Origin of the sequence: Halopseudomonas sp. MFKK-1 (assembly GCF_027474385.1) — a bacterium.
GTDB lineage: Bacteria > Pseudomonadota > Gammaproteobacteria > Pseudomonadales > Pseudomonadaceae > Halopseudomonas > Halopseudomonas aestusnigri.
The window spans coordinates 1741083-1765827 of the sequence record NZ_CP114836.1 but is presented as its reverse complement, the minus strand read 5'-3'; the positions used below and the strand labels follow the sequence as shown (position 1 = coordinate 1765827).

20 protein-coding genes are annotated in these 24745 nt (G+C 61.7%); 12 read left to right on the top strand and 8 right to left on the bottom strand.

Annotated features, from left to right (window positions below):
- Positions 1–88 precede the first annotated feature (88 nt).
- Genes O5O48_RS08210 through O5O48_RS08200 form a run of 3 tightly spaced genes read right to left on the bottom strand, consistent with a single transcriptional unit; the run spans position 89 to position 5804 of the window.
- Positions 89–1510 (bottom strand): efflux transporter outer membrane subunit, encoded by a 1422-nt coding sequence (locus O5O48_RS08210; protein WP_269688595.1) that lies wholly within the window; start codon positions 1508–1510, stop codon positions 89–91.
- Complete coding sequence (locus O5O48_RS08205) at positions 1507–4641, bottom strand: efflux RND transporter permease subunit (RefSeq protein ID WP_269688594.1); 3135 nt, start codon at positions 4639–4641, stop codon at positions 1507–1509. Before O5O48_RS08205 ends, O5O48_RS08210 begins: the two co-directional genes overlap by 4 nt.
- An 11-nt stretch (positions 4642–4652) precedes the next feature.
- Positions 4653–5804: an efflux RND transporter periplasmic adaptor subunit gene (locus O5O48_RS08200; protein WP_088276433.1), complete on the bottom strand. Its 1152-nt coding sequence runs from the start codon at positions 5802–5804 to the stop codon at positions 4653–4655.
- 191 nt (positions 5805–5995) lie between these two features.
- Between O5O48_RS08200 and O5O48_RS08195 the strand changes: the two genes are divergently transcribed.
- The gene (locus O5O48_RS08195) at positions 5996–6637 is read left to right on the top strand and encodes a TetR family transcriptional regulator (protein ID WP_228246887.1); all 642 of its coding nucleotides are present in this window, start codon (positions 5996–5998) and stop codon (positions 6635–6637) included.
- Here the strand turns inward: O5O48_RS08195 and O5O48_RS08190 are convergent.
- Genes O5O48_RS08190 through O5O48_RS08180 form a run of 3 tightly spaced genes read right to left on the bottom strand, consistent with a single transcriptional unit; the run spans position 6634 to position 9297 of the window.
- Positions 6634–7512 carry a ChaN family lipoprotein gene (locus tag O5O48_RS08190; RefSeq protein WP_269688593.1) on the bottom strand — a complete coding sequence of 293 codons (879 nt, stop codon included), beginning with the start codon at positions 7510–7512 and terminating at the stop codon, positions 6634–6636. The genes O5O48_RS08195 and O5O48_RS08190 overlap by 4 nt on opposite strands.
- Before the next feature lie 7 nt (positions 7513–7519).
- Positions 7520–8284 carry a heme ABC transporter ATP-binding protein gene (locus O5O48_RS08185; protein WP_228246885.1) on the bottom strand — a complete coding sequence of 255 codons (765 nt, stop codon included), beginning with the start codon at positions 8282–8284 and terminating at the stop codon, positions 7520–7522.
- Complete coding sequence (locus O5O48_RS08180; RefSeq protein WP_410172326.1) at positions 8284–9297, bottom strand: FecCD family ABC transporter permease; 1014 nt, start codon at positions 9295–9297, stop codon at positions 8284–8286. Before O5O48_RS08180 ends, O5O48_RS08185 begins: the two co-directional genes overlap by 1 nt.
- A 161-nt stretch (positions 9298–9458) precedes the next feature.
- On the opposite strand from O5O48_RS08180, the gene O5O48_RS08175 reads away from it, so the two are divergent.
- Positions 9459–9809: a Rieske (2Fe-2S) protein gene (locus tag O5O48_RS08175; protein ID WP_228246883.1), complete on the top strand. Its 351-nt coding sequence runs from the start codon at positions 9459–9461 to the stop codon at positions 9807–9809.
- On the opposite strand, the gene sfsA is transcribed toward O5O48_RS08175, so the two are convergent.
- A complete protein-coding gene (gene sfsA, locus O5O48_RS08170) occupies positions 9804–10511 on the bottom strand; it encodes a DNA/RNA nuclease SfsA (RefSeq protein WP_332367357.1) in 708 nt (235 codons plus the stop codon). The two genes, O5O48_RS08175 and sfsA, sit on opposite strands and share 6 nt — an antisense overlap.
- Positions 10511–11692 (bottom strand): pyridoxal phosphate-dependent aminotransferase, encoded by a 1182-nt coding sequence (locus O5O48_RS08165; protein WP_269688591.1) that lies wholly within the window; start codon positions 11690–11692, stop codon positions 10511–10513. The genes sfsA and O5O48_RS08165 overlap by 1 nt, the downstream gene beginning before the upstream one ends.
- 218 nt (positions 11693–11910) lie before the next feature.
- Here O5O48_RS08165 and dksA point away from each other — a divergent pair, with 218 nt between their 5' ends.
- The 10 genes from dksA (at position 11911) to acs (ending at position 24668) form a co-directional block, all read left to right on the top strand.
- Positions 11911–12354, top strand: a complete 444-nt coding sequence (dksA, locus tag O5O48_RS08160; protein ID WP_088276424.1) for an RNA polymerase-binding protein DksA — start codon at positions 11911–11913, stop codon at positions 12352–12354.
- 53 nt (positions 12355–12407) lie between these two features.
- Entirely contained in the window at positions 12408–13298 is an 891-nt protein-coding gene (gluQRS, locus tag O5O48_RS08155; protein WP_269688590.1) for a tRNA glutamyl-Q(34) synthetase GluQRS, read from the top strand.
- A gap of 90 nt (positions 13299–13388) precedes the next feature.
- A complete protein-coding gene (locus tag O5O48_RS08150) occupies positions 13389–13565 on the top strand; it encodes a hypothetical protein (RefSeq protein ID WP_088276423.1) in 177 nt (58 codons plus the stop codon).
- Complete coding sequence (locus O5O48_RS08145; protein WP_233048360.1) at positions 13549–16500, top strand: sensor histidine kinase; 2952 nt, start codon at positions 13549–13551, stop codon at positions 16498–16500. Before O5O48_RS08150 ends, O5O48_RS08145 begins: the two co-directional genes overlap by 17 nt.
- Before the next feature lie 34 nt (positions 16501–16534).
- Positions 16535–17962 carry a sigma-54-dependent transcriptional regulator gene (locus O5O48_RS08140; RefSeq protein ID WP_269688589.1) on the top strand — a complete coding sequence of 476 codons (1428 nt, stop codon included), beginning with the start codon at positions 16535–16537 and terminating at the stop codon, positions 17960–17962.
- Between the two features lie 836 nt (positions 17963–18798).
- Positions 18799–20169 carry a polynucleotide adenylyltransferase PcnB gene (locus tag O5O48_RS08135; protein WP_233048361.1) on the top strand — a complete coding sequence of 457 codons (1371 nt, stop codon included), beginning with the start codon at positions 18799–18801 and terminating at the stop codon, positions 20167–20169.
- Positions 20169–20699 carry a 2-amino-4-hydroxy-6-hydroxymethyldihydropteridine diphosphokinase gene (folK, locus tag O5O48_RS08130; RefSeq protein WP_233048362.1) on the top strand — a complete coding sequence of 177 codons (531 nt, stop codon included), beginning with the start codon at positions 20169–20171 and terminating at the stop codon, positions 20697–20699. Before O5O48_RS08135 ends, folK begins: the two co-directional genes overlap by 1 nt.
- 144 nt (positions 20700–20843) lie before the next feature.
- Positions 20844–21638, top strand: a complete 795-nt coding sequence (gene panB / locus O5O48_RS08125; protein ID WP_088276417.1) for a 3-methyl-2-oxobutanoate hydroxymethyltransferase — start codon at positions 20844–20846, stop codon at positions 21636–21638.
- A gap of 4 nt (positions 21639–21642) precedes the next feature.
- Positions 21643–22494, top strand: a complete 852-nt coding sequence (panC, locus tag O5O48_RS08120; protein WP_228246875.1) for a pantoate--beta-alanine ligase — start codon at positions 21643–21645, stop codon at positions 22492–22494.
- A gap of 233 nt (positions 22495–22727) precedes the next feature.
- A complete protein-coding gene (gene acs / locus O5O48_RS08115) occupies positions 22728–24668 on the top strand; it encodes an acetate--CoA ligase (RefSeq protein WP_228246874.1) in 1941 nt (646 codons plus the stop codon).
- Positions 24669–24745: the final 77 nt, after the last annotated feature.

Here is a 24745-nt window from a genome sequence, read left to right as displayed (position 1 = left end):
CGCTCACTGAGCGGGCTTTTTTTTGGTTTCTGGACACAAAAAACGCCGTCCAGCCCAGGCTGAACGGCGCTTCAGACACGCTGCAAGCCTAGCCTTCCGTATTGGCAGCCTGCGTGGCTCGGGTCTCGGCAAAGTCACCACCGCCCAGCGCCTTATACAGACTGATCTCGCTGAGCAGTTGACTCAGTCGGTCAGAAATCACGCTCTGCCGGGCTTCAAACAGCTGACGCTGAGCGTCCAGCAACGTGAGATAGCTGTCGACACCAATGTTGTAACGCCGATCCGCCAAGCGGAAATACTCCTCCGACGCCTCCAGCAGCGCGCGCCGGGCAGCCACCTGGTCTACATAGGTTTGCCGCGCCTGCAGCCCGTCGGCAACCTCGCGGAAGGCACTCTGAATGACGCCTTCATAGCGGGCAACCTGCTGATTACGGCTGATTTCCGCATAATCCAGACTGGCTTTCAGGGCGCCCGCGCGAAAAATCGGCACGCTGATGCTCGGCGAGAATGTCCAGTACTCGGACCCGCTTCCAAACAGACCCGACAGCTCATTACTGGCTGTGCCGGCGGCGCCAGTCAGGCTGATACGGGGGAAGAATGCCGCCTTGGCAGCACCGATACTGGCATTGACCGCCAGTAACTGGTACTCGGCCTGCAGCACATCAGGACGGTTGTATAGCACCTCGGAGGACAGCCCCACCGGCAACTGAGCAAGCACCGGCTCGTCCAGCAGCAGCGGATTGCCTGCTGTTACTGACCACGGCTGCCCAACCAGCACGGTCAGGGCATTACGATCCTGCGCGACCTGACGCTGATAGCGGGCCAGCACCGCCCGGGCCGACTCGACCGCCGTCCTGGCCTGAGCCAGTTCCAGACTCGACGCCACGCCAACCTCGTTGCCGCGCTTGGTCAACGCGTAGCTGTCTTCGTAGGTCTTCAAAGTCTCTGCGGCAACATCCAGCAGCGCCTGATCGGCCTGCAGCGTCAGGTAGGTACTGGCAACCTCGGCGACCAGACTGATCTGCACGCCACGGCGGGCCTCGTCACTGGCCAGGAAGGTCTGCAGCGCCTGCTCACGCAGACTGCCGATGCGTCCGAACAAGTCCAGCTCCCAGGATAGCCCCAGGGTTGCCGAGTACTGGGAATTGATTGATCGCTGCTCGCCTCCGGACAGATCCTGCGGCATTCGGGTACGCGTGCCGCTGCCGTTGGCATCAAGCTGCGGATAGCGCTCGGCACCCTGAATGTCGTACAGCGCGCGATTGGCTTGCACGTTCAAGGCCGCAACCCTCAGGTCGCGGTTGTTCTCCAGTGCCAGACCTATCAGATGCTGCAGCTGCGGGTCCTTGAAGAACCCGCGCCAGCCAACGAGCGGGGTCTGCTCCATCCCCTGCTCGACACCTTCACTCCAGTTGAGCGGCACCGGAGGTGCCGGACGCTCATATTCCGGTATCAATGAACAGCCGCTCAGAGCAGCCAGGACCGCAAGGCTCAATACGCCGCGTTTCACTGTGCATCCTCCGCTGTGTCAGTCTTGCCCTTGCGTTCGGTGAACCACTGAGTCACCAGGACATAAAACAGTGGCACCCAGAAAATCGCCAGCACAGTAGCGGTGATCATGCCGCCAATCACACCGGTACCGATCGCATGCGAGCTACCGGCACCAGCACCGGAGGCCAGCGCCAGCGGCACAACCCCCAGGGTAAAGGCCAGCGAGGTCATGATGATCGGGCGCAGGCGCAGACGGCAGGCTTCAACCGCTGCTTCGCCGATACCCATGCCCTGCTCATGCAGATCCTTGGCAAATTCGACAATCAGAATCGCGTTCTTGGCCGTCAAACCGATAGTCGTCAACAGGCCGACCTGAAAGAACACGTCGTTCGAAAGGCCACGGCCTAGTGTTGCCAGCAAGGCACCAATAACACCAAGTGGAACGACCAGCATGACTGCCAGCGGAATCGACCAGCTCTCGTAGAGCGCGGCCAGACAGAGGAACACGACAATCAGCGACAGCGCATACAGCGCCGGCGCCTGATCACCGGACAACCGCTCCTCGAACGACAGGCCGGTCCAGGACAGACCGATGCCCTTGGGCAACTGCTGCCCAAGACGTTCAATTTCAGCCATCGCATCACCGGTACTGTAGCCAGGACCAGGTTCACCCTGTATTTCCATCGCCGGCACACCGTTATAGCGCGACAGCTTCGGTGAGCCATAGACCCACTCGCCAGTGGCAAAGGCACTGAACGGCACCATCTCGCCCTGACTGTTGCGCACAAACCATTTCTGCAGGTCTTCCGGATTCATCCGCGAATCAGCCTGGCCTTGCAGGAAAACCTTCTTGACCCGACCACGATCAATAAAGTCGTTCACATAGCTCGAGCCCCAGGCAATCGACAGCGTCTGGTTAATATCGGCCAGCGACAATCCCAGCGCACTGGCCTTCTCGTCGTCGATGATCAACTGGAACTGCGGCTGGTCATCCTGGCCATTGGGCCGCACGTTGGCCAGCACCGGGCTCTGCGAGGCCATGCCAAGCAACTGATTGCGCGCCTGCATCAATACGTCATGACCTGCGCCGGCGTTATCCTGCAGATAAACGTTGAAACCTGAGGCAGTACCCAGCTCCATCACCGCAGGCGGTGCGAACGCAAACACCATGGCATCACGGAACCCGGCAAAATACTGCTGTGCTCGCTGCTGCACAGCGAAGACGCTCAGGTCAGGATCATTGCGCTCTTCCCAGGGCTTGAGACCGATAAATGCCAGACCGGCATTCTGTCCGCGGCCGGCAAAATTGAAGCCGGTAACAGTGAACACGGAGCTGACCGAGTCCGACTCCTGCTCAAGCAAATACGTCCGCATCGCGTCGACAGTTTGCTGCGTGCGTTCGGCACTCGCGCCAACAGGAGCCTGAACCTGGGCAAACAGCACGCCCTGATCCTCACCAGGCAGGAAAGAGCTTGGCAAACGGGTAAACAGGAACGCCATCAGTGCAACAATCACCACATAGAGCAGCAAATAGGGCGTCTTGCGCTGCAGAATTGAGGCTACGCTACCCTCGTACCGCTTTACGCCGCGGTCAAAGGTCCGATTGAACCAGCCAAAAAAGCCACGCTCTGCCTGGGTATGCCCCTTCTGCACCGGTTTGAGAATAGTGGCGCACAGTGCCGGAGTAAAAATCAGCGCGACCAGCACCGACAGAATCATCGCCGATGCAATGGTGATCGAGAACTGGCGGTAGATCACACCGGTAGAGCCACCGAAGAATGCCATTGGCAGAAATACCGCAGACAGCACCAGACCAATACCCACCAGCGCGCCCTGAATCTGCCCCATCGAACGGCGCGTTGCCTCCAGCGGCGACAGCCCCTCTTCGGCCATGACTCGCTCGACGTTTTCAACCACCACGATGGCATCATCCACCAGCAGACCAATCGCCAGCACCATGGCAAACATGGTCAGGATGTTGATGGTGAAACCAAATGCCGCCAGCAGACCAAAGGTCCCGAGCAGCACCACCGGCACAGCCAGGGTTGGGATCAGCGTCGCCCGGAAGTTCTGCAGGAACAGGTACATCACCAGGAACACGAGCACTACCGCTTCGAACAGGGTTTTGACAACACCCAGAATCGACTCGGACACCACCGGCGACGTGTCGTAAGGAAACTCGACTTTCATCCCCTCGGGGAAAAAGGGCTCCAGATCGGCCAGCGTCTTGCGAATGGCCTTGGCAGTCTCCAGCGCGTTGGCACCGGTCGCCAGCTTGATCGCCATGCCTGACGCCGGCATACCATTATAGAGTGCAGTGATATCGGCATTCTGCGCGCCCAACTCGACGCTGGCCACATCGCCCAGACGCACCTGTGAGCCGTCACTGTTGACCTTCAGCAGAATGTCGCGGAACTGCTCCGGGGTCTGCAGGCGCGTCTTGCTCAGGATGGTAGCGTTCAACTGCTGCCCTGGCACCGCCGGCAAACCGCCGAACTGACCGGCCGAGACCTGCACGTTCTGGGCCTTGATTGCCGTGCTGACATCACCCGGCATCAGGTTGAAGCTGTTCAGCTTGGCGGGATCGAGCCAGATACGCATGGCGTAAGGCGCACCGAATACCTGAAAGTCACCAACACCCTGAGTCCGCGAGATCGGGTCCTGGATGTTGGAGACGATGTAATCGGCCAGATCGAAGCGATCCATGCTGCCGTCTTCAGATACCACGGCAACGACCATCAGGAAGTTACGCACCGCCTTGGTCACGCGAATACCCTGCTGCTGAACCTCCTGCGGCAACAGCGGCGTGGCCAGTTGCAGCTTGTTCTGCACCTGTACCTGAGCGATGTCCGGATCAGTGCCCTGGTTGAAGGTCACGGTAATCGACATGCTGCCGTCGGAATTGCTCTCCGACGAGATATAGCGCAACCCGTCGATGCCATTAAGCTGCTGCTCGATGACCTGTACGACCGTATCCTGCACGGTCTGCGCAGAGGCGCCCGGATAGGACACGGAAATACCGACCGCCGGAGGAGCAATGCTCGGATACTGATTGATCGGCAGCTTGAGGATGGCAAGCCCACCAACCAGCATGATGACCAGTGCGACTACCCAGGCAAAGATCGGGCGGTCGATAAAAAATCTCGACATGATTCGCTTCCTTACTGATCAGCGTCGGGCTGAGCAGCGCTGTCCTGTTGCTCGGCGACATTGCCGGCCGGCTTGACTGTTACCGGAGCTCCCGGGCGGATGTATTGCAGGCCTTCGGTAATCAGTTGATCACCCTCGCCCAGGCCCGATGCGATCAGCCAGCGATTGCCCACTGTGCGATCGGTCACCACCTCGCGCTGCTCGACCTTGCCCTCGGCATTGACCACCATCGCAACGGCAGTGCCGCGCGGTGTGCGCGTAATACCCTGCTGCGGCGCCAGAATCGCATCACTCTTGGCGCCAGCAACCAGGTTCGCGTGCACAAACATGCCAGGCAGCAGCAGTCGATCGGGGTTGGGGAATACCGCGCGCAGGATGACCGAACCGGTGCCTTCGTCAACACTGACCTCGGAAAACTCCAGCTTGCCCTCCTGGGCGTAGCGACTGCCGTCTTCAAGTGTCAGCGTCACGGTGGCAGCATTGTCGCCTGCGCGCTGCAGACGACCGGCCTCCAGATCACGACGCAGATCCAGCATCTCGCGCGAAGACTGGGTAATGTCCACATAAATGGGATCAAGCTGCTGGATGGTTGCCAGTGGCTGGGCCTGGCCACTGGTGACCAGCGCCCCCTCGCTGACCGCTGAGCGGCCGATCCGACCGTCAATGGGTGCCAGCACGCGGGTGTACCGCACATTGATACGCGCCTCATCGAGCGCAGCCTGGGCCTGCAGGCTGGCAGCCCGGGCTTCGTCGAACGCCTGCTGACTGACCGCATTCTCCTTCACCAGAATGCCGTAGCGCTCGGCCAGAGAACGGGTCGAGATACTGCTTGCCTCGGCACTCTTCAGCGCGGCCTGATAAACATCGTCGTCGATCTGATAAAGCTGCTGGCCGGCCTTGACTTCAGCGCCTTCATCAAACAGACGTTTCTCCAGGATGCCGTTCACCTGAGGACGCACTTCAGCAACCCGATATGCAGTGGTTCGACCGGGAAGAGTATTGGTCAACAGGAAGCGTTCGGCCTTGAGCGTGACCACGCCAACCTCTGGCACCTGCTGTTGTTGCTGCTGCCCGCCCTGTTGTTCGGCGTCCTGGCAGGCGCTGATCAGCAACAGGGATGCAAGAAGCGGGAAGAGAGCAGCGCGCGCTGGCTTCATCGGCATGGTGAATCCTCGTGAAAAACCGTTATGTCTGATTAGGCGCATGCCCCTTGGGTCCCGTTAGGGGCATCACTGATTGGCGCACAATATACTTACATTCACACCTGTCTGTAAATTGTTTTGGTCTTACGATAACATTCGCTCACAACTTGGCCACCATGGCCCCCGCTCCCTGTTTTCCGCTCGAGACTTGCATGGCCAGACGCACAAAAGAAGAAGCCTTTGAAACCCGCGAAAGCATCCTCGACGCCGCCGAGCAGTGCTTCCACAAAAAAGGTGTTTCACGCACCTCCCTGAGTGATATCGCCCAGGCAGCCGGCGTGACCCGGGGAGCGATCTATTGGCATTTCCAGGATAAGGCAGACCTGCTGGAGGCCCTGTTCCAGCGCATTCAGCTGCCACTGGCATCGCTCAACCAGGCAGCCCGAGATGCCAGCGCCCCGAATCCGCTGGAGCGCTTTCGCGAGCTCCTGGTGACCGTGCTCAAGCGCCTGGAGTCAGACCCGTCATCGCGCCGGGTGAACGAGATCCTGTTACTCAAATGCGACTACATCGACGAGCCCTGCACGCAGAAAAAGCACCTGCAGACCATGAACCGGCACCATGATGACAACCTGCGCACATCCCTGATGCTGGCCATTGCCAGCGGCGAACTACCCGCTGACCTGGATATCGATATGGCCCTGTTCTGTGCTCACTCGTTCATTTACGGTGTACTGCATCAATGGCTGATGCAGCCGCAGCAGCTCAGCCTGGTAGAGCGGGCAGATGACATTGCTGCCACGCTGCTGGACATGCTGCGCAACAGCCCGCATCTGCGCAGCCGCAGCGTCTAGCTCTCAGCCGCCGCGCGCATCCTCGCGCAATGGTCCTGCTCAGGCAATCCCGGAGCCAGCCAGACGAAATCAGCCTGCTCCGGGCCGGGCAATGGGCTACCCGCTTCCGATAGCAACACGACCACCGGCGCAGCCCCCCATTGGCCATCCCAATGCAGCGGAACGCCGAGGTCACGGCGCCCGTGATACGCCCCGGCAATCAGCAGCGCTGGCGCCGGGGCTGTCGCCAATGCCTGCCCCATGCGCAGATCGCGCGCCTGCTGAATGCGCAGCATGGGAGCAACCTGCGACGCCTCAATAAGGTCACAGTGACTGGCAATAATGATGCGCTCCAGCTTGGCGCGGGCGGAGGCAGGGTAGCCAGACACAGCGGAGGACGGATCGCGATAGAACGCCATCAGCTCGTCACGATCCAGATTCGCCGTCAGCAGCCGTTGCGGCACAGCCAGCCCCCAACGCACCAGCGGGCCATACAACGCCCAATCCCAACCCGGCTGCCACTGCAGCTCTTCAGCCAGCATCGGGTCAGCCGGCAGCGGCTTACCCTGCAAGGCGTCGACCTGCGGCTGCTGGCTGGATTGCAGCATTTCCATCACCAGTGCACCCTGTGGCCGCTGCGCCTGCAGCTGTTCCAGCAACCAGAGCTGAAGCCGGTGATGATCAGGATGATCATGTCGCTCGCCGAGAATGACACGCGGCTCATCCAGCAACGCGTCGACCAACTGCTGCGGCTCAAGCCAGCGCTGGGCATGGGTGTCCCACACCTGCCCCAGATGCGGATCATCAAGGCCATCGGTTGCCTGCCAGGCAGGCAGCGGCGCGGCCAGCGCCAAGGCCGCCCCGAAAAGACCGGCGATCAGAATCAGTACGTTCATTGCCACCTCACAGAATAACCAGCGGGCAGTCGTGCTGCGGATGCCGCTGAACCTGCACCGCAACGCCGAACACCCTCTCAATATGGTCGGCCTGCAACACCTGCCAGGGCGTACCCAATGCATCCAGCCTGCCCTCGTGCAGCAGCAGAACACGATCGGCAAAGGCCGCAGCCAGATTCAGATCGTGCAGCACGACCAGTACACTCAATCCCCGGGACGCCATCGCACGGGCCTGCTGCATGATCAGTCGCTGATGCGCCAGGTCAAGCGAGGCGGTTGGCTCATCCAGCAGCAGACAGCCACCCTCGCCAACCTCCCAGACCTGCGCCAGCACGCGGGCCAGATGAACCCGCTGACGCTCACCGCCAGATAGCGTCAGATAGCTGCGCTGCGACAGGTGCGTCACATCGGCTGCCGCCATCGCATCGGCACAAATAGCCCGGTCCTGCTGCAACCCGGTGGCGTGCGGCATACGGCCCAGCGCCACGACCTCCTCCACGCGAAACGGAAAGGCCAGCTCCGATTGCTGAGGCAATACGGCCAGCCGGCGAGCCCGCTCACCTGCCGTCCACTCATCAAGGTTCCTGCCTGCCAACTGCACTCGCCCGGTATCTACCGCAAGCTCGCCACACAGCGCCGCAAGCAAGGTACTTTTGCCGGCGCCGTTGGTGCCCAGCACCGCGATGACCTCCCCTGCGTGCAGATCGAATGTCAGGTCGCGCAGTACCTGTCGCCCACCGCGACTGCAACCCAGCTGTTCGACACTGAGCATCAGAAACCACCCTGGCGACGCACGCGCATCAGCAGCGACAAAAAGAACGGCGCCCCCAGCAGCGCGGTAATGATCCCCAGGGGCAGTTCCGCCGGCGCGAGGAGCAATCGGGCAGTCACATCCGACAGTAGCAGCAATGCCGACCCCAGCAGCATCGAGGCCGGCAGCAGCCAGCGATGATCCGGCCCCAGCACCAGCCTGACCAGATGCGGCACCACCAGCCCGACAAAGCCAATCAGTCCGCAGGCGGCCACACAGGCGCCCACACCCAACGCCGTCAACAGCACCAGTTCACGCTTGACCCGCTCGACTTCAACGCCGAGATGGCGCGCCTCCGACTCACCCAGCAGCAGGGCGTTCAATGCTGGCGCCAGCCGGGGCAGGCGCCACCAGATGGGCAGACAGCACAGCAACAGCAGCCCGACTCTCGGATAGTCGGCAGCGGCCAAACTGCCCATATTCCAGAACGTCAGCGTGCGCAGCATGCCATCATCAGCCAGGTAGCTGAGCAAGCCAACCAGTGCGCCACTTATGGCTGTGATGGCGATACCCGCCAGCAACATGCTGGCTACCGAGGTGCCCTGCACCGACTGGCCGAGACGGTAGACCAGTGCCGTGCATGCGAGTCCGCCAACAAACGCCCCGGGCACCGTCAGATAGGGCTGCCAGTCGGCACCGAGCGGGCCAACCAGCAACGAACCCAGTACGATTACCAGTGCCGCGCCGAGCGCCGCACCACTGGAGATACCAATCAGGCCGGGATCGGCCAGCGGATTGCGAAACAGCCCCTGCATGGCCGCACCGGTGAGCGCCAGGGTGGCGCCGGCAACCACGCCCATCAGCATGCGCGGCAGGCGAATCTGTTCGATGATCAGTTGCTGATCGGCCGGCACTGCGCTGTCGGCAAAGCGCCAGAACAGCGCACGCAGCGTGTCGGACGGCGCAATACTGACCGGGCCGAGCGCCAGCGACAGCAGACAGGCAACCAGCAGAAACGCCAGCAGCCCCATCATTACCAGCCTTTTGTAGCGCGGCTGCAGCACCATGTCGTATTCCTGTTACCGATCGGTGGCGCGGACGCCAACCTTGAAAGGACTGCCAGCATACCGGGGGACGCTGTCAGCGTCATGACCACGACTGGCTTTGTAACGAGCATCGCAGGATAATCCGCCCCATGTCAGACCACGACTTTCTGCCCAAGCCTCTGTGTCGCCTTGATGACCTGCCCCTGCGCGGCAGCAAGGGCGTTCTCTATCAGGGGCAATCACTGTTCCTGGTGCGCCAGGGTGAGCACATCTATCTCTACGAAAACCGCTGCCCGCATCGCGGTATCAGCCTGGAATGGGTACCCGACCAGTTCCTCGACAGCTCCGGAAGACTGATCCAGTGTGCCACTCATGGCGCCCTGTTCCTGCCGGAAAACGGTGAATGCGTTGCCGGCCCCTGCATTGGACAGTCACTGCGCCAGCTGCGCTGCCATGTCAGCAACGGGCACGTCTGGCTGGACGACGAACAGCCGTCATAACACGACCGGCAACGCCCCACGTACCTGCATTCCATTCGGCTGCGGCCAGACCGACCAGGCCAGCACCTCTACCCCGGCTGCCGCCGCCTCGCGCAACAACCGCCCATACTCCGCATCGATCTCGTCCGCCGGCCGAACCTGCTCGATGCCCGAATGCATCACGCAGAACAGCAGACAGGCACGGCGTCCGCCCTGCACCAACTCGATCAGTTCGCGCAGATGCTTCTGACCCCGGGCACTGACCGCATCCGGAAACGCCCCCACACCCTCCCCCAGAGCCAGGGTTACGCTTTTCACTTCAACCACACACTCCGCCCGGCCGCCGCCCGAGAGCAGAAAGTCAAAGCGGCTTGAGCCCTCGGGCAGCCGCACCTCGGCGCGCACCTCCGGATAGCCGGCCAGGGGCGTGATCAACCCCTGCTGCAGCGCCTGAGCAACCACTCGGTTGGCCCGCGCACTGTGGATGCACGCCACCTGGCCAGAGCCGATCTCGACCAGCTCCCAGGTACCCGGCAGCTTGCGCCCGGGTTTGTAATCCAGACTCACCCAGACCCGGTCGCCGGGCTGACCGCAGTTGCGCATCGAACCGGTGTTGGGGCAATGCACCGTGATTTCCTGGCCGTCCGGCAGCCGAATATCGGCCAGAAAGCGCTTGTAACGGCGCAATAGCGTCGCCTCGCGCAGCGGTGTTTCAAACGGAATCAGCACTCGGGCGACCAACTGTTCAGCGCCCGCGAAAGTCGCTCAACCGCTTGCTCCAGGCGCTCCAGCGAGGTGGTGTAGGCCAGCCTGAGATGCTGCGCGGCACGGTGATGACCGAAATCCAGCCCTGGCGTCAGCGCGACGAACTCGCGCTCGATGACATGCTGGCAGAATCCGGCACTGTCCCCCCCCAGCCCCTGCATGTCGGCATACAGATAGAAGGCACCCTGCGGGGTAACCGGCACCTTGAAGCCGAGGTCGCGAACGGCCGGCAGCAGAAAGTCACGGCGCACCTGAAAGGCACGACGGCGAATCTCGCAGATTTCCCGACTTTCCTCGCCGAAGGCCGCAAGGGCCGCCTGCTGCGCCATATGCGGCGCGCAGATGTAAAGATTCTGCGCCAGCTTTTCCAGCTCAGGCACCGCCGCCTCGGGCGCGACCAGCCAGCCAAGGCGCCAGCCGGTCATGCCGAAATACTTCGAGAAGCTGTTGAGCACAAAGGCATCGTCAGCCACCTCCAGCACCGACGGCGCATCCAGCCCGTAGGTCAGTCCGTGGTAAATCTCGTCGACAATAAGCTCACCACCAAGACGCCGGCAGGTCGCCGATAGCGCAGTCAGCTCCTCGCGTGACAGCAGGGTGCCGGTCGGATTGGCCGGCGACGCCGCCAGCACGGCGACGCAATCGGCACCCCAGTGCTGCTCAACCAGCTCGGGCGTCAGTTGATAGTTGGTTTCCGGCCCGGTCGGCACCAGCACCGCGCGCCCCTCGACCAGTCGCAGAAAATGCCGATTGCAGGGGTAGGCCGGATCGGCCATCAGCACCTTGCGGCCGGGCTCGACCAGCAACGCGCTGACCAGCAGTAGTGCCGCCGATCCACCAGGCGTAACCACGATCCGGGCGGGGTCTACGTCCAGCCCGTGACGCTGACGGTAGAGGCCCGCAATGGCCTCGCGCAGCGCCGGCAACCCAAGTGCCGGCGTATATCCGGTACAACCATCAGCCAGCGCCTGCTGACCGGCACGAACAATGGGTTCAGGGGTAGTGAAATCGGGCTCGCCAATTTCCATATGAATGACATCACGCCCATGGGCCTCAAGCGCACGGGCGCGTGCCAAAACGGCCATGACGTGAAACGGTTGAATTTCCTGAACCCGTCCGGCCCAGCGCTGCTGCGACATAGAAACATCCCGAGATGGCGACAAAAACGCCGATGATACCCTGTCAGAGCCTGACTGGCAGCGGCTTGCAGGCCTGCGTCTGCCTTCTGGCGGCAAACAGTAGCGCAGGCCATCAGCTTCTGGTAGCTTTGCCCGCTTGCAGGCTTTAGGCCGAAGCACGTCAGGTTGAGTGGGTGAGACCTGAAACAGGAAGATAGAGCAACAAGTGAGGGGTCCTCATGCCCAGCAATGCCAAGCAGAAAACATCAATGTTGATCCGTGGCTTCGTCCCCTATCAGGAAAAGAAGGGTGAGGAGTACATGAACGAGCAACAGCTCGCGCATTTCGCCAACATTCTCAACACCTGGAAACAGGAACTGATGGAAGAAGTCGATCGTACCGTGCATCACATGCAGGACGAGGCGGCCAACTTCCCCGATCCCGCCGACAGGGCCAGTCAGGAAGAGGAATTCAGCCTGGAACTGCGGACCCGTGATCGCGAGCGCAAGCTGATCAAGAAGATCGACCAGACCCTGCAGCGCATCGAAGAAGATGACTACGGTTTCTGTGACTCCTGTGGTGTCGAAATCGGCATTCGTCGTCTTGAGGCCCGCCCCACAGCGACGCTGTGCATCGACTGCAAGACCCTGGCCGAAATCAAGGAAAAGCAGGTCGGCAGCTGAGTCGACCCGCCGCATTGCAGGCTGCCCGGCAGCCTGCAATTGCCTTACCCCGCATGACCTCTCCCTACATCGGGCGCTTCGCCCCCACCCCCAGCGGCCTCTTGCACTTCGGCTCTCTGGTCGCGGCACTGGCAAGCTACCTCGATGCCCGTCACGCCGGCGGTCAATGGCTGATTCGCATCGAAGATCTCGATCAGGCGCGCAGCCAGCCCGACGCCGAAACCCAGATACTGCAGGCACTTGACGATTTTGGCCTGGAGCACGACGGGCAGATAGTGCGTCAGAGCGAGCGGCTGGACCTGTATCGCGCACAGATCGAGCGCTGGCTGGATGACGGGCTGGCGTACTACTGCGACTGCCCGCGCAAAACATTACTGCAGCACGGCCCGGTCTATCCCGGCATCTGCGCCGGGCGCCGGCTGCAGGCAGCCGCCGATCACGCAGTACGGGTACGGGTCAACGATACCCCGATAACCTGTGTCGATCGCCTTCAGCCACCGCTGACACAGAGTCTGGCCAGCGAACTCGGCGATTTCATTATCCGCCGGCGCGACGGGGTGTACGCCTACCAACTGGCCGTCGTGCTGGACGATATTGATCAGGGTGTAATAGATGTCGTGCGTGGCGCCGACCTGCTGGATTCAACACCGCGGCAGATCTGGCTGTATCAACTGCTCGGTCAGACGCCACCACGCTATCTGCACGTACCACTGATCATGCGCTCCGACGGCGAGAAGCTGAGCAAGCGACTGGGCTCGGCCCCGCTGCAGCGCACGCAAGCGCCAGCAACGCTCTGGCGGGCCCTGCGCGCCCTGGCCCAGCCGGTACCCGAGACACTGCGCGGCGCCCCCGTCGCCGAGCTGCTGCAGTGGGGCATCGCCCACTGGCAACCCGGCCGCTTGCCCGCCACAAAACACATCCTTGAGGCCAGCCTGCCGAGTTGATTGCTTGGCAAGCCGTGGCGCGCTGATTACCATCACCGACTGAACCGCGACGCCCCTCCTTCGGGCGGTTGCCCCAACCGACGGATACCCATGTATATCTACCGACTGGTACTGCTGCTGGTCATCGGCATCTACCTGTTCTCGCCGGCCATCATGGACTGGTGGATAGAACCGCAGGGTGCCTGGTACCGACCCTATGTGCTGTGGCTGATCCTGATCGTCGCCGGCATGCTGCTACAGAGTCCCCGAGATGCCGATGAGCTTTGATCTCAGCCAGTTGCTGTTGATCAGCATTGGCTACCTGATCGTCCTGTTTGGCGTGGCCTGGGCCACCGAAAACGGTCGCGTGCCGCGCGCCGTGCTGCGTCATCCCGCGGTCTACACCCTGTCACTGGGGGTCTACGCCAGCGCCTGGGCGTTCTACGGAACAGTAGGACTGGCCTATCAGTATGGTTACGGTTTTCTAACCTACTACCTCGGTGTCTGCGGCGCCTTTCTGCTGGCACCGGTGCTGCTCAACCCGATCCTGAGGATTACCCGCACCTACCAGTTGTCTTCACTGGCCGACCTGTTTGCCTTCCGCTTTCGCAGCACCTGGGCAGGGACCCTGACCACCATATTCATGCTGGTTGGCGTACTGCCGTTGCTGGCACTGCAAATACAGGCGGTGGCCGACTCGGTGCAGATCCTGACTCAGGAATCTGGCCAGGGGTCGGTTGCACTCGGGTTCTGCGTGCTGATCATCCTGTTCGCCATTCTGTTCGGAGCCCGCCATATCTCGGCACGCGAGAAACACGAAGGGCTGGTCATGGCGATTGCCTTCGAGTCACTGGTCAAACTGGTCGCTATCGGCGCCATCGGTTTGTATGCGCTCTATGTTGTATTCGACGGTCCGCAGGGACTGCAGCTCTGGCTGGATACCAATCAGGAGGCCCTCAGCACGCTGCATACACCATTGCAGGAAGGTCCCTGGCGTACCCTGCTGCTGGTGTTCTTCTCGGCGGCATTCGTCATGCCGCACATGTATCACATGGCCTTTACCGAGAACCTCAATCCGCGCGCCCTCAGCACCGCCAGCTGGGGTCTACCCCTATTCCTGCTGCTGATGAGCCTGGCAGTCCCGCCGATCCTCTGGGCAGGCCTGCATCTGGGTGTACGCACCAATCCGGAATACTTCTCGCTGGGCCTGGGCGTGGCCGGTGGTTCCGAGTGGCTCTCGCTGCTGGCCTTCGTCGGCGGCCTGTCGGCGGCCAGCGGCCTGATCATCGTCATCACCCTGGCACTGTCGGGCATGGTGCTCAATCATCTGGTGCTGCCGCTCTACCAGCCCAGCGCCGACAACAACATCTACCGCTGGCTGCTGTGGACCCGCCGCACGCTGATTGCCGCCATCATCATGGCCGGCTACGGCTTCTACCGCCTGCTCGGCGCCGAACAGGACCTGGCCAACCTCGGCATTGCCTCGTTTGTCGCCACCGTACAGTTTCTGCCGGGCACCCTGTCAGTGCTGTACTGGCCACAAGCCAACCGCCGCGGGTTCATCGGCGGCGTCGTTGCCGGCATGCTGGTGTGGGCCGTCACCCTGCTGCTGCCACTGGTCACCGAACTGCCCGGCATCACCCTGTTCGGGATGACGATGGCGTTCAATGCCGACACCTGGCACCTGGCCGCGATCTCCTCGCTGGCTGTCAACGTCGTGGTGCTGGCGCTCGTCTCGCTATTTACCCAACGCTCGGTTGAGGAGCAGAGTGCTGCCGAGGCCTGCTCGGTCGACAACGTCAGTCGCCCCCAGCGGATGCAGCTGATGGCGTCCTCGCCGCAGGAGTTTGCCCAGCAACTGGCCAAGCCGCTCGGCAACAAGACCGCCCAGCACGAGGTCGAACAGGCGCTGCGGGACCTCAAGCTGCCGTTCGACGAGCGCCGCCCCTATGCCCTGCGCCGCCTGCGCGACCGGCTGGAAGCCAACCTGTCGGGCCTGATGGGGCCGTCGGTGGCCCAGGACATCATCGAAACCTTCCTGCCGTTCAAGATGGGCCGCGACGGCTATATGACCGAGGACATCCATTTCATCGAAAACCGGCTGGAGGACTACCACAGCCGCCTGACCGGCCTGGCCGCCGAACTCGACGCCCTGCGACGCTATCACCGCCAGACACTGCAGCACCTGCCGATGGGTGTCTGCTCGCTGGCCCAGGACAATGAAATCCTGATGTGGAACCACGCCATGCAGGCGCTGACCGGCATCGACGCCGACAGCGTCATCGGCTCGCGGCTGAGCAGCCTGCCCGGCCCCTGGCGAGACCTGTTCGAGCGATTCGTCGAAGACCAGGCCTCGCACCTGTACAAGCAGAAACTGGCGGTCAATGGCCATACCCAGTGGCTCAGCCTGCACAAGGCTGCGATCGACGAGCCCGGCTATGTTGGCGGTAGCGGCCTGGTACTGCTGGTCGAGGACCAGACCGAAACCCAGATGCTGGAAGAAGAGCTGATGCATTCCGAGCGCCTGGCCTCAATCGGTCGTCTGGCTGCCGGCGTTGCCCACGAAATCGGCAATCCGATCACCGGCATCGCCTGTCTGGCGCAAAACCTGCGCGACGAATCGGAACAACCGGAATCACGCGAAGCCGCCGAGCAGATCCTCGACCAGACTCGCCGGGTCTCCCGGATCGTGCAGTCACTGGTCAACTTCGCCCACGTTGGCAGCCGCCACCAGAACCCCAACGAGCCGGTCGATCTGGCGGCCTGCACCAACGAGGCGATTCACCTGCTGTCGCTCAACCGCAGGGGGCCGGAGGTCAAGTATGTTAACCTGTGCCGACCCGAACACATGGTAGCCGGTGACGCCCAGCGCCTGGTTCAGGTCCTTATCAACCTGCTGGGTAACGCACGGGACGCCAGCACTGATGGCGACAGCATCACCATCGCCACCCAGGAAAACGAACACCAGGTACTGCTGCAAGTAGAGGATCAGGGCAGCGGCATCGACAAGGACATCATGGATCGGCTGTTCGAGCCGTTCTTCACCACCAAGGACCCAGGGACAGGTACCGGGCTCGGATTGGCACTGGTCTACTCCATTGTCGAAGAGCATTATGGCCAGATAACCATCGACAGCCCGGTCGACCAGACAACCCGGCGCGGCACTCGCTTCACCATTACCCTGCCGCGCTATAGCATGAGCGGTAACGGCGCCCCTGCCTGATGCTGTAACAGGCGCCGTCACCTGTGAGGTAACTATGTCAGACATTCTGGTTGTTGAAGACGAAGCCATCATCCGTACGGCATTGAAACGGTTGCTGGAGCGCCACCACTACCAGGTAGAGGAGGCCGGCTCGGTCAGCGAGGCCGTCGAGCGACACGATCTCGAGCGCTTCAAGCTGATTATCAGCGACCTGCGCCTGCCGGGCGAGCCCGGCACCGAACTCATCCGTCGTGCGCCGAACACGCCCGTGCTGATCATGACCAGCTACGCCAGCCTGCGCTCGGCGGTCGACTCGATGAAGCTCGGCGCTGTCGACTACATCGCCAAGCCGTTCGACCATGACGAAATGGTTGAAACCGTGCAGCGCATTATTGCCGCCGGCGACCAGCGCAAGCAGCAGAGCGGCGCGACTCCTACGCCAGAGCCGGCGCCCAGGGCCACCACGGCCAGCACCGATGGTGGTGGCCAGGATATGGGTATCATCGGCGCCTGTGACGCCATGCAGACTCTTTTCAAGCGCATTCGCAAGGTCGCGCCAACCGACTCGACCGTACTGATTCAGGGCGAGTCCGGTACCGGCAAGGAGCTGGTTGCCCGGGCCATGCATGAACAATCCCAGCGCGCCAAGGCACCGCTGATTTCAGTCAACTGCGCTGCCATTCCGGAAACCCTGATCGAGTCTGAACTGTTCGGCCATGAGAAGGGTTCCTTTACCGGCGCTACCAGCAACCGTACCGGCCTGGTCGAGGCGGCCGACGGCGGCACCCTGTTCCTTGACGAGATTGGCGAGTTGCCGCTGGAGGCTCAGGCGCGATTACTGCGGGTGCTGCAGGAAGGAGAGATTCGCAGGGTCGGCTCGGTGCAGTCGCACAAGGTCGATGTGCGTCTGGTGGCCGCCACCCACCGCGACCTCAAGACCATGGCGCGACAAGGTCTGTTCCGTGAGGACCTGTATTACCGCCTGAACGTGATCGAGTTGCGCCTGCCGCCACTGCGCGAGCGCGGCCGGGACGTGATGCTGATCGCCGAGGCGCTACTGCAGCGCGCGGCACGCAACATGAATATGGAAGGCCTGCACTTCAGCAGGGACGCAGAGCGCGCAATCCTCGCCTACAGCTGGCCGGGCAACGTGCGCGAGCTGGAGAACGCAATCGAACGTTCGGCCATTCTCTGTGATCACGAGGAAATTACTGCCGACCTGCTGGGCATTGAGCTGGATGCCGAGATCGAGCGTGCTTCCGAGGCCGCCAACGCCCTGCAAACCATGCAGAACGAAGTAACCCCCGGGCAGGAACCGGCCGAAGACCTGTCACTGGAAGACTACTTCCAGCACTTTGTACTGGAGCATCAGGACCACATGACCGAAACCCAGCTGGCACACAAGCTCGGCATCAGCCGCAAGTGTCTGTGGGAGCGTCGGCAGCGCCTGGGTATTCCGCGCAAGAAAACTGCCAGCACCTGATTTGCCCTCCCTGCAAGGCTGCCGGCAACGTGCAGCCTTCCCCTCTGGCTCTATCCAACCCTGCTCAGGGCCGTCCTTAGCCCGCCAATGTGTTACCTGTTACCGGGAAAGTTCCCGCAAAACTGTTACCGCACCCCCACACAGAGGTAACACTTTAGTCCAATTGGAGGTAACACCTTGGGGGTAACACAGGGTAGGAAAAGACAGGAAAATCACAAGTCGCTGATTTTAAACGAATTTAAAAAGTTGGCACGCGGAATGCTTTATATCTGGCACAACAACAATAAAAACCAAAACACATAACAAAAATAACATTCGACTCCACACACAATAAAAACAAGACGTGAGAGACGCAGCAAACTGATTTTTTTGGAGAATAGCAGTCGATTTGCGAACAGGATGTTCGGTTGGACAGAGAAGAATAAAAGTTGCTCAAGCAACCCACCGTCCAAAGCCAGCAGCAGGCCACTTCGAACCTAAGCTTCCAAAGCAATCCGTTTGTTTTGGACAACCCGAGATGGGTCAGTCGCAAAGCGGTGACTACCGCTTCAAACAAACAAGAAGAACAGCTCTGATAAAAACAATAATAAAAAACCATTAGGGGGAGTTAACCACTCCCCTTGAGCTTTCCCCCCTCCTGATTCTCCGTTGCCCATCCCCCTGATTTCTTACCTTTCCCGACAATTCAGGCTAGAATGCACGTCAATCGCGGCCAACAGGCTGCATGCGCGTCCGGCCCAACCGCCTGTTGCGCGACCCATTCACCAGCGCTACCGTGCAGGTCAACAGGCAGAGCGACCGCTCACGCTGATCGGCAGCCGGAACAACCAGCCCCTATGATTCGAAAGCTGTTGCAGAAAATACCCTCTCCCTTCGGCCACCCTCAGCGCCGCCGAACTACGCCGAGCATTATCCCCGCCAGCCAGCATTCGCTACGCCGTGAGCGCCTGAGCAGGCACGCGGTCAGCGTGGTTGAACGGCTGCAGCAGGCAGGCTATCAGGCCTTTCTGGTGGGTGGCTGTGTGCGTGACCTGCTGCTCGATATCACCCCGAAGGACTTTGACGTCGCCACCAGCGCCACTCCCGAGCAGGTCCGCGCAACGTTCCGCAACGCGCGCCTGATTGGCCGTCGCTTCAAGCTGGTCCACGTGCATTTCGGGCGGGAAATCATTGAAGTCGCGACCTTCCGCGCCAATCACGAAGCCGAAGCATCGGAGGAGCAGTCCCGCCAGAGCGAATCGGGCCGACTGTTGCGCGACAACGTGTACGGTACCTTCGAACAGGACGCCCAACGCCGCGACTTCACGATCAACGCGCTCTACTTCGACGTGACCAGCGGCCAGATCCACGACTTTGCCAACGGCGTGCATGATATTCGCAACCGCCTGATCCGTCTTATCGGTCAACCGGAACAGCGCTACCAGGAAGACCCGGTGCGCATGCTGCGCGCCGTACGCTTTGCGGCCAAGCTGAACTTCGATATCGAGCAACATACCGCAGCGCCCATCGAATCGATGGCACCACTGCTGCACGACATTCCTGCAGCACGCCTGTTCGATGAAAGTCTAAAGCTGCTGATGAGCGGCCAGGGCCTGGCAACCTTTGACCTGCTGTATCAATACGATCTGGTAGCGCCGCTGTTTCCGGATACCGACGACGCTATCCTTGAACGCCCTGACTACACCTTGCAGCTGGTTCGCCAGGCGCTGCGCAACACCGACGAGCGCATCGCCCAGGACAAACCGGTTACCCCTGCGTTCCTGTTTGCAGCCCTGCTCTGGCCCGCGCTGCCCGGGCGGGTGAAGTATCTGGAGGAGCAGGGTATCCCGGCGATACCCGCCTATCAGCAGGCCGCCCACGAGCTGCTCGCCGAGCAATGCCGCCATACCGCGATTCCGAAGCGCTTCAGCATTCCCATGCGGGAAATCTGGGACATGCAGCCACGCCTGGAGCGCCGCAGCGGACGCAGGGCAGACCAGATGCTGGAGCATCCGCGCTTCCGGGCGGCCTACGACTTCCTGCTGCTGCGCGAAGCTGCCGGCGAGGAAACCGATGGCCTTGGTCAATGGTGGACACAATACCAGGACGCCAACCCCGATCAGCGCCGGCAGATGATTCGCGAGCTGGGTGACGGCAGCAAAAGCAGCGCCAAACGCGCTCGCTCGCGTCCGCGCAGAAACAAGCCGCGCAAGCCGCAGAGCAACTGATGCCGCGCAGCTATATTGCCCTGGGCAGCAACCAGGGCGACCCGGTTCAGCAGGTCCAGACCGCCTGCGGCGCGCTGCGCGAGCTGCCCCGCAGCCAGCTTGTAGCCTGCTCATCGCTATACCGCAGCGCGCCCATGGGGCCGCAGGACCAGCCAAGCTACATCAACGCGGTGCTGGCGCTGGATACCGAGCTTGAGCCAGCGGCACTACTCGACAACCTGCAACGCATCGAGCTGGAGCACGGCCGGGTACGCAAGGCCGAGCGCTGGGGCCCCCGCACCCTGGACCTGGATATCCTGCTGTACGGTGACCAACTCATCCGCACCGAGCGTCTGCAGATTCCGCACTATCACATGCATGCCCGCGCCTTCGTCCTCTACCCCCTGGCCGAGATAGCGCCCGCGCTGAAAATGCCTGACGGCACAGCGCTGGAAACGCTGCTGCAGAACTGCCCCCGCGGTGATCTGCAGGCATTGCCGTTTTTTATACAACAGCCTGGTGCGCAAACGGACTTGACACCCCCGGGCTGACACGTAGGATGCGATTCCGGTGACCAGCCAAGTGTTACCGAAATCCTGCCCGGCCAAGGCTATACTCTCGCCAGGACACCCGGCGCGAGAGCCAACCCCAACGGTGCCGAAGCGCCAAGTAACAGCCACACACTGGAATCAGTCATGCCTGACGTTACTCTGACCACGCTGAACAAACTCAAGCAAAGCGGCGAAAAGATCGTTTGTCTGACAGCCTACGACGCGACCTTCGCCCATGTCGAAAGTGAAGCCGGCGTCGAAGTCATCCTGATCGGCGACTCGCTGGGCATGGTCCTGCAGGGACACGACAGTACCCTGCCGGTCAGCGTCGCCGACATGGCGTACCACACCGCAGCCGTCAAGCGCGGCAACAAGGGTGCGCTGATCATGGCCGACCTGCCCTTCATGGCGTACGCCACCCTCGACCAGGCCCTGGCCAACAGCGCAGCGCTCATGCGCGCAGGCGCACACATGGTCAAGCTGGAGGGCGGTCGCTGGCTGGCAGACAGCATCACAGTACTGAGCCGCAACGGTATTCCGGTCTGCGCACACATGGGCCTGACGCCACAGACAGTCAACGTACTGGGCGGCTTCAAGGTTCAGGGTCGCGACGAAGCGCAGGCCCGCGCCATGGTCGAAGACGCCAAGGCGCTGGAAGCGGCCGGTGCAGCCATGCTGCTGCTCGAGTGCGTGCCGCCGGCGCTGGCCAACGCGATTACTGCTGCGGTCAGTGTTCCGGTTATTGGCATCGGTGCCGGCAGTGGCACCGATGGCCAGGTACTGGTGGTCCACGACATGCTCGGACTGTCGCTCAGCGGACGCATGCCGCGCTTCGTGAAAAACTTCATGGCTGGTCAGCCCGACATCCCGTCGGCCATCCGCGCCTACGTCGAAGCAGTCAAGAAGGTCGAATTCCCAGCAGCCGAACACGAGTTCTGAGCCCATGAACACCCTGCATACCATTGCGCAAGTGCGCGCTGCGGTTAGTCGTGCCCGCCAGGAAGGCAAGCGAATCGGAATGGTTCCCACCATGGGTAACCTGCACGCTGGCCACATTGCGCTGGTCGAGAAGGCGCTGCAGCGCACCGACTACGTGGTCGTCAGCATTTTCGTCAACCCAATGCAGTTCGGGCCCGGTGAAGACCTGGACAGCTATCCACGGACCCTGGCCGAAGATCAGAAAAAACTGCTGGAGGTCGGAGCCCATCTGGTATTCGCCCCCAGCGCGAGCGAGATGTACCCCGAGGGCATGGACGGCCACACCCGGGTGAGCGTGCCGGTGGTTTCGGAAGGATTATGCGGAGCCAGCCGCCCAGGCCACTTCGAGGGTGTGGCGACCGTTGTCAGCAAGCTGCTGAACATCGTCGGCCCCGATGTCGCCGTGTTTGGTCAGAAGGACTACCAGCAGCTCGCGGTCATTCGCAAGATGGCGCAGGACCTCTGTCTGCCGGTGAAGATCATGGGGCATCCGACCATACGTGCCGAGGACGGCCTGGCGCTGTCCTCGCGCAATGGCTACCTGACCGCAGAGCAGCGCGCCGTTGCGCCGCTGCTGCAGCGGACCCTGCAGCAGATTGCAGCGCAGGTGACCTCGGGGCGTACCGACTATGCGCAGATCATCAACGAGGCCAGTCAGCAGCTGAGTGCCGCCGGCATGCGCCCGGACTATCTGGACCTGCGAGATGCAAGCAACCTGTCACCGGTAACCGATCAGACCCGCGATCTGGTGGTGCTGGCCGCCGCCTACCTCGGCACCACACGCCTGATCGACAACCTCGAATTCAGCCGCTCCTGAGCGGCTGTCCCCTCTCTTTTGCGGGCCCATGGCCCGCCGATTTGACGCCCGCCTCTCATACCAAAGAAGGGTTGTCTTGCCCCCCTCTGATGGCCGACGCTAAATGGCCTAGACTGATCGCACAGCCCCAACGGCTTTGTCGGTCCGGAATCTCTGCTGCAGCACCGGAATGACCCTCTTCAGGGCCGGCTGACAAGAGACTGCCTGAATTCAATAACAAGAGGGGAATACCCATGTACGCAATCGAAAACCACAAGGTGTCCGAGTCCGCTCGCGCGCATACCCACCTGGATGACGCGACCTATCAGCGTATGTACAGGCAGTCGCTTGAGCAGCCCGACCAGTTCTGGGCCGAGCAGGCCGAACGCTTTCTGACCTGGGACAAGCGCTGGAGCAAGGTACACGAAAGCGATCTGAGCAAAGGTCAGGCTGCCTGGTTTATCGACGGCAAGCTCAACGTCAGCGTCAACTGCATTGACCGCCACCTGGCCGAGCATGGCGACGAGATCGCCATTATCTGGGAAGGTGACGACCCGAGCCAGGATGCCCGCATCAGCTACCGCGAACTGCACGACAAGGTCTGCCGCCTGGCCAACGTGCTGAAGGCGCGCGGTGTCAGCAAGGGTGACCGTGTCTGCCTGTACATGCCGATGATCCCCGAAGCGGCCTACGCCATGCTGGCCTGCGCGCGTATCGGTGCGGTTCACTCGGTGGTCTTTGGTGGCTTCTCGCCGGACGCACTGCGTGACCGTATTCTCGATGCCGACTGCCGTGCAGTCATTACCGCCGACGAGGGCGTGCGCGGAGGCAAGACCGTCCCGCTGAAGGTCAACGTCGAAAAAGCGCTGAAAGACTGCCCCGACGTCCACACTGTGATAACCGTCAAGCGCACCGGTGCTGACGTTGCCTGGGATGAAAAGCGTGACGTCTGCTACACCGAAGCGACCAGCGCTGCGAGCAACCAGTGTGCGCCAGAACCGATGGACAGCGAAGACCCGCTGTTTATCCTTTACACCTCCGGCTCCACCGGCAAACCCAAGGGCGTGCTGCACACCACCGGCGGCTATCTGCTGATGGCGGCAATGACCCACTACTACGTGTTCGACTATGTGCCGGGCGAGGTCTACTGGTGTACGGCTGACGTGGGCTGGATCACCGGCCATTCCTATATCGTCTACGGCCCGCTTTGCAACCGCGCGACCACCGTGCTGTTTGAAGGCGTACCGACCTACCCGGATGCATCCCGCTGCTGGCAGGTGATCGACAAGCACCAGATCAACATCTTCTACACCGCGCCAACCGCTCTGCGCGCACTGATGGCCAAGGGCGATGAGCCGGTCAAGTCGTCCTCGCGCGCCAGCCTGCGCCTGCTCGGCAGCGTCGGCGAGCCGATCAACCCGGAAGCCTGGGAATGGTATTACCACGTGGTCGGCGAGCAGCGTTGCCCGATTGTCGATACCTGGTGGCAAACCGAAACCGGCGCTGCCATGATCACTCCGCTGCCGGGCTGTACCCTGCTCAAGCCGGGTTCGGCCACCCGCCCGTTCTTCGGCGTCGAGCCGGCCCTGTACGACCCCGAAGGCAACGAACTGGAGGGACCAACCAGCGGCAACCTGGTAATCAAGCGTTCCTGGCCGAGCCAGATCCGTACCGTTTACGGTGACCACCAGCGCCTGATCGACACCTACTTCAACACCTACAAGAACGTCTACTTCACCGGTGACGGCGCCCGCCGCGATGAAGACGGCTACTACTGGATCACCGGCCGGGTCGATGACGTGCTCAACGTCTCCGGTCACCGTATCGGCACCGCCGAAGTGGAAAGCGCACTGGTGCTGCACGACGCGGTCGCCGAAGCGGCCGTAGTAGGCTGCCCGCACGACATCAAGGGCCAGTGCATCTACGTCTATGTCACCCCGATGAACGGCGTTACCCCAAGCGAGGAGCTGGTCAAGGAACTGAAGGCCTTCGTGGCCGATCAGGTTGGTGCCTTTGCCCGCCCCGAGTTCATGCAGTGGGCTCCAGGCCTGCCGAAGACCCGTTCGGGCAAGATCATGCGCCGCATTCTGCGCAAGATCGCCTGCAACGAACTCGACAGCCTTGGCGACACCTCGACCCTGGCCGATCCGGCGGTTGTACAGGATCTCATCGCCAACCGCATCGAGCACGCCTGACGCGGTTCGTCGCCCTGGTACTGCACTAATGCTGTACCAGGGCCGAGACAACTTGTCTGGAGTAGGGCGCCCCTCTA